General features: G+C 71.5%; 7 protein-coding genes. 2 read left to right on the top strand and 5 right to left on the bottom strand.

The window, feature by feature from the left end:
• The first annotated feature begins 152 nt into the window (after nt 1–152).
• Both AB8Z36_RS30710 and AB8Z36_RS30715 read left to right on the top strand, forming a co-directional pair.
• Complete coding sequence (locus AB8Z36_RS30710) at nt 153–578, top strand: DUF6003 family protein (protein WP_369216661.1); 426 nt, start codon at nt 153–155, stop codon at nt 576–578.
• A gap of 196 nt (nt 579–774) precedes the next feature.
• Nucleotides 775–1,215, top strand: a complete 441-nt coding sequence (locus tag AB8Z36_RS30715) for a hypothetical protein (protein ID WP_369216662.1) — start codon at nt 775–777, stop codon at nt 1,213–1,215.
• On the opposite strand, the gene AB8Z36_RS30720 is transcribed toward AB8Z36_RS30715, so the two are convergent.
• From AB8Z36_RS30720 to AB8Z36_RS30740, 5 genes are all read right to left on the bottom strand, one after another.
• Nucleotides 1,197–2,105: a YihY/virulence factor BrkB family protein gene (locus AB8Z36_RS30720; protein WP_369216663.1), complete on the bottom strand. Its 909-nt coding sequence runs from the start codon at nt 2,103–2,105 to the stop codon at nt 1,197–1,199. The genes AB8Z36_RS30715 and AB8Z36_RS30720 overlap by 19 nt on opposite strands.
• A gap of 49 nt (nt 2,106–2,154) precedes the next feature.
• The gene (locus AB8Z36_RS30725; protein ID WP_369216664.1) at nt 2,155–2,415 is read right to left on the bottom strand and encodes a hypothetical protein; all 261 of its coding nucleotides are present in this window, start codon (nt 2,413–2,415) and stop codon (nt 2,155–2,157) included.
• Nucleotides 2,416–2,547: 132 nt separating this feature from the next.
• Nucleotides 2,548–2,769: a hypothetical protein gene (locus AB8Z36_RS30730; protein WP_369216665.1), complete on the bottom strand. Its 222-nt coding sequence runs from the start codon at nt 2,767–2,769 to the stop codon at nt 2,548–2,550.
• Between the two features lie 119 nt (nt 2,770–2,888).
• Nucleotides 2,889–3,761: an ANTAR domain-containing protein gene (locus tag AB8Z36_RS30735; RefSeq protein WP_369216666.1), complete on the bottom strand. Its 873-nt coding sequence runs from the start codon at nt 3,759–3,761 to the stop codon at nt 2,889–2,891.
• Nucleotides 3,762–4,105: 344 nt separating this feature from the next.
• On the bottom strand, nt 4,106–4,768 hold the full coding sequence (locus AB8Z36_RS30740) for a fasciclin domain-containing protein (protein ID WP_369216667.1): 663 nt from the start codon (nt 4,766–4,768) through the stop codon (nt 4,106–4,108).
• Nucleotides 4,769–4,852 lie beyond the last annotated feature (84 nt).

A 4,852-nucleotide genomic window follows, 5' to 3' on the forward strand; every position in this document is an offset into this window, starting at 1 on the left:
CCGATACCCGGCCCCGGCCGCCTGATGCGCCGCATCAGCCGATCGGTGCAACAGCGCCCACGGCGAGAGGCATGAGAGGGGGATACCGGGGGAGGTGGGCGGCGCTAGCATCAGGGGTCGCTGACCTACGATGAAAGAACGGTTCCGCCGCCATGGCCGACGACGCCTGCCTGTTTCTGCTGCCCGAGCGCCACCCGCTGATCGGAGCGCCCCTCGCCGCCGTCGGCGATCTGGAGTGCGGTGAGACCCCCGCCGTCCAGGGATGGCTGCACGCCCACGGGGTGTCGGCCTCCTCGGAGCTCGTGCGGATCCTCCCCGCGGAGACCGAGGCGATCATTCCGGAGGAGGCGGAACGGCTGCCCGTGCCGCTCAGCCCCGACGAGACCATCCGCGTACAACAGGCCTGCGCCCCGCGGTCGGTGACGGACATCGAGTCCGAGCTCCTCGACTTCAGGGACACCACGCGGGAGCGTGAGTCGCTCGTCCACCGCGCCCTGACCGCGGGCATCCCCGCACCGCGCATCGCCCAGCTCACCGGCCTCGACCCGAGGGAAGTCGGCCGCCTGACCCAGGGCTGACACCCGGGCACGGCACCGTCCGGACGGCGGGCACCGCTCTCCGGACGGCGCCCGCCGGATGTGGTGCGACAATCTGCTCACCGGAACGCGGACCGTGGCTCCGGTCCGGTGCGGCCGTCGCGTCGCCCGGGAGAGCGGCTGTGCGGGCCCGGGCGCGAAGTGGCGCCCGGTGCCGGACAGTGGGGAGGAGTCGACGATGACGCAGTGGCGGTACCACGCCAGGGACGCGGTGGAGTGGCGGCACGTCGCCAGGGGCGCCAGGCCGGTGCCCGAGCCGATGGCCACCCCCTTCGTCTGGACGGCCGCTTCCTGGGGCTCCTTCGTGCTGATCGGCGTGCTCGACCTGCTCGGCGCCCTGGACCGCACCGGCTTCGCGCTCGCCGCCCTCTCCCTGCTCGCCGGAGTCCTCGGCATGCTCGGCAGATTCGCCGCCGCGCCGGGCACCGCGCTGCTCTGCTGGGCCCTTCTCAACGTCTTCGCCGCCCACCCCACCGGCGAGATCTCCTGGGCCGGACACCGGGACCCCGGCTGGATGGCCTGTCTGCTCGCGGCGGCCCTCATCGGCACGGCCACGGGCCGGCTGCTCTACGCACGAGCCGCCTACCGCCGTGTCACCCCCTACGACGGAGCGGCCTGACCCGCACAGCCGTCCACGGCAACCACGGGGGCGGCGGCCCGCACCCGGGCAAGCTCCACGGTGTACTGCGCCCCGGCGAGCAGCGCCAGGTTCGACACCCACAGCCACACCAGGAAGACCACGACGCCCGCGAGCGAACCGTACAGCTTGCCGTACGTGCCGAACCCGGACGCGTACCAGGTGAACAGGGCCGAGGAGACCAGCCAGAGCAGCGCCGCGAGCAGCCCGCCCGGCAGGCTGCGGCGCCAGCCACGGGCCGAGGGCGGCGCGTTGCGGAACAGCACCAGGACGAGCAGCGCCACCAGACAGAGCAGGGCGGGCCACTTCAGCAGGCCCCACGCCGTCTGCCCCGCGCTTCCCACACCGATGCGCCGGCCCACCCCCTCGGCGACCGGGCCGCTCAGCACCAGCAGCAGCGCGCTGGCCACGAGCAGCGCGAGGAGCGTGACCGCCGTCATCAGGACCCGGTGCGCCTTGCGCCACACCGGCCGGCAGTCCGCCACCCCGTGCATCGCGTGCAGCGCCCGCCGGAAGACGGCCGAGTAACTGGACGCGGACCACACCGCGCTGACCGCACCGGCGATGACCACGGTGAGCGCCGCGGACCGCGCGTCCGCCATGTCACTGAGCGCCGCGTGCAGGGAGCGCCCCGACTGCGCGGGCGCCCAGTCCGTCACCTCGGCGATCAGCGCCTCCGTGGTGTCCGGACTGACCAGACTGATCAGGCTGACGGTGACCAGGAGCGCGGGGAGCAGCGCCAGTATCGCGTAGTACGTCAGCGCCGCGGCCCAGTCCGAGACGTCGTCGTTCCACATCGACACGGGGGTACGGCGCAGGGCGGTGCGCCTGAGGGCCCAGGCCGCGTCCGCGGGCGAGGGTGGACTGTCCATGGAACTGCTCCTTGAGCGTGGTGACCGTGGCGGCGAGCGGGGTGCCCGGTTACTCCTGCTGCTCCGCCTCGCTGCGGTTCAACCCGTGGGCCAGCTCCTGAAGCACTTCGTGCTGGGTCTTTCCGGTCATTTCGGCGATCTGGAGCAGCAGCGCGGCACACAGGGCCGTCGCGCTGTCGGCGATCCGGTCGAGATCGCCGTCCTGCGCGCGTACCTCCGCGACGTAGTCGTCCATCGCACGTTCGCCGGAGATGTACGCCGTCATGGCTTCGATCCCCGCGCGGACCCTGTCGTAGTCGTTCATCGTCATGACCTCAGGATTTCACGTCGTCCCGGCGACTACGGCACCGCGGTGACCGGCGGCCGGACGCGGACCGCCGCGGCCGGGAGCGGACGGTGGGGTCCGGCTCCGGCCGCGGCGGTGCTCCCGTGCCCGTTCCGCTCAAGCGGCCCTTCTCTCCTGCGGCCGGAGCCGGACCCCACSSTSCSCCTCCGGGGCCGGCGTCACCTCACCTCCGCCGCGGATCAGACGCAGATGACGCCTGCGGGCGTGCCGGGCGGGACGGGTCTGGGCCTTGGCGGTGAGCAGCCGGTCCTCCAGCTGCACCATCAGGAGAAGCAGAAGCGCCAGCCCCGGCAGGAGTAGGACGGCGACCGCGATCATGCCGCTCCCCTTTCCGTTGAGGACTCCTTGCGGGTGCCCACGCGAACGCAAAGGGAACAGCGCCCCTGCGTGAAGATTCCGCGAGGAACCGCCGGGACCGGGGCCGGGGACCGGGCGGGTCAGTTGGACCGGGCGAGGGCGAGCCGGTGCAGATCCTCCAGCGCCTCCGGCAGGACCGTGCGCCGGTGCCAGCTGATCCAGTTGCCCACGGCACGGCTGGTGTCCTGGAGCGCCCGGAGCTGTGCGTGGGTGAAGCCGATCAGCGGGAGCGCGTGGTGCGAGGAGATGACGCCGTGCACGGTGTCCGTCTCGTCGACCAGCGGGACGCTGTGGCAGGCGCGGCTGCCCGCCGACATGATCACCCGCCGCGAGAGGTCGTCGAAACCGGGGGAGGCCTCGACTTCCCTGACGGTCACCTGCTGACTGGCGAGGGCGGCCCGCGAACACGAGGTGCCCCCGTCCACGAACGCGAAGAAGTCGGTGAACTCCCGGGACAGACCGACGTGCTTCTCCATCCGCAGGGTGGTGTCCTCGACCAGCTGGACATTGCCCATGTCGGTGCTGGTGATGTCGAGCACGCGGTTCAGGGCCGCGCCGAGGACCTCGCCCTGGTTCCGCGCGTCGAGTCTGCCGGAGCCGAGAGCGCCGAGAGGCGGGGCGGGCTCCGGTGGCCGCGGCGCGAACCACGTGCCGTTGTCGCGCCTCGGGCCCGAGGTGTGCGCGACCGCGAGGGCGACCTGGTGCAGTTTGATGTTGGCCCGCTGCGAGGCCTCGCGCATCAGCGAGAACGCCGCCCCGGCGTCCGGCAGCCCGTACCGCTCTATCAGCACACCCTCGGCCATCGCGATCCTGGGCCGGGAACGGAGCTGCACCTCGAGCTGGGCCACCTGCCGCTGGAGCTCCGTGGCCTGGGCCGCCAGCCGTTCCGTCTCCGGCCCCAGCGGGGAGGGCGGCTCGTCCTCGGTCCCGTGCACCGGCTGATCGTCCGTCACTGGCTCTCCCGCTCCCGCGCTCGTAGTAAGTCCCCTCGGTGACACACCTGGGCGACAGTAACGCGCTCCCTACGGTGAAGCCATGCCTGTTCAGGGCGGACGGCGGAGCGGGGCGGGCGGGCCCCCTCGCCCCGCCCGCCCGGAAAGCGGTACCGCGCCGGTGTCTTGAGGCCTCCTCGGGTGGGCCGGGCGTGTGGCCGCGCAGCGATGAAGATCACATACGCGGTTGACCGGGCGGAGAAGGGGCAGGGCCGACGCGCGGCACGTCGGCCCTGCCCCTTGGTTCCTGCTCTGCTTCCTGCTACCTGCTACCTGCTACTTGGTTCTGCCTCCGCCCGTGTGCGTCACTTCTTGGGCATCAGCACCGTGTCGATGATGTGCACAGTGGCGTTCGCGGTCTCCACGTTGCCGCAGACCACGTTGGCCGAGTCGTTGACCTTGTACGACTCACCCGATCCCGAGGTCGTCAGCTTCGACTTCTCCAGGGTCTCGAAGGAGCCGTCCTTCAGGTCCTCGGGCGCGAGCCGCTCGCCCACCACGTGGTAGGTGAGGATCTTGGTGAGCTGCGCCTTGTCGTTGAGGACCTTGTCGAGGTCGGCCTTGGGAATCTTCGCGAACGCGTCGTTCGTCGGCGCGAAGACGGTGATGTCCTTCGCGTTGTTGAGGGTGTCCACGAGACCGGCCTTCTTGACCGCCGTCACCAGCGTGGACAGCTCCGGGTTGTTCGACGCGGCGGTGGCCACCGGGTCCTTGGCCATGCCGTCGAAACTGCCCTTGCCGTTCTTCGGGACGGAGGCGCAACCGGGGCCGAACGGTTCGGTCATGGAGCCCATGTCGTCGGAGGGGCTCTCGGCGGCCTTGTCCTTGGCGGGCGTGGACTTCGACGAACCGGACGCCGAGCTGTCCTTGCCGTCGTCGGAACACGCCGTCAGCGACAGCGGGAGCAGTGCGACGGACGCGACGGCGATGGCGGTGCGGCGAAGGCGGCGGATCTGGGTGGTGTTCATTGCTTCTCCTTGGAACGGCGGCCGTGACTGCTGGGCCGCAGGGCGGAAAACGGGGGGTTGGCGGGTGAGCGGGGCGGGTCAGTC

The organism is Streptomyces flavofungini (assembly GCF_041028215.1).
GTDB classification, from domain to species: Bacteria; Actinomycetota; Actinomycetes; order Streptomycetales; family Streptomycetaceae; genus Streptomyces; species Streptomyces flavofungini_B.

Coding starts and splice junctions, on each gene's coding strand:
- AB8Z36_RS30725 (WP_369216664.1), bottom strand. CDS start 2,415: ATGACGATGAACGACTACGACAGGGTCCGCGCGGGGATCGAAGCCATG.
- AB8Z36_RS30720 (WP_369216663.1), bottom strand. CDS start 2,105: ATGGACAGTCCACCCTCGCCCGCGGACGCGGCCTGGGCCCTCAGGCGC.
- AB8Z36_RS30710 (WP_369216661.1), top strand. CDS start 153: ATGGCCGACGACGCCTGCCTGTTTCTGCTGCCCGAGCGCCACCCGCTG.
- AB8Z36_RS30740 (WP_369216667.1), bottom strand. CDS start 4,768: ATGAACACCACCCAGATCCGCCGCCTTCGCCGCACCGCCATCGCCGTC.
- AB8Z36_RS30715 (WP_369216662.1), top strand. CDS start 775: ATGACGCAGTGGCGGTACCACGCCAGGGACGCGGTGGAGTGGCGGCAC.